The sequence below is a fragment of the Xenorhabdus entomophaga genome (genome assembly GCF_037996725.1).
Lineage (GTDB): Bacteria > Pseudomonadota > Gammaproteobacteria > Enterobacterales > Enterobacteriaceae > Xenorhabdus > Xenorhabdus khoisanae.
On sequence record NZ_JBBMXH010000558.1, the window covers coordinates 1 to 219 of the forward strand.

A 219-nucleotide genomic window follows, 5' to 3' on the forward strand; every position below is an offset into this window, starting at 1 on the left:
TGCGCCCTTGACGTGGGGCACAAATTTATAGAAATTCAGGATGTGCTGAGCGCGGGGTTCGCTGAATATAATGCCTCGGGCTTCGCCCTGCCTTAAATCGTCTAAAAAACGGTCATGTATTGAATAGTTAGATCATTCATTAAACGTAGTTTTCACGCTCAATGAACGTCCCTATCACCTTGTCATGCATCTCTTCGGATTTGGAATAGCCAATCGTCT

Annotated in this window: 1 protein-coding gene; it reads right to left on the reverse strand. The window is 44.7% G+C overall.

The features are described 5' to 3' along the window. Window positions 1-139: 139 nt before the first annotated feature. The coding region (locus AAC854_RS24050) for an IS1 family transposase (protein ID WP_340619149.1) at window positions 140-219 on the reverse strand (80 nt) is incomplete at its 5' end.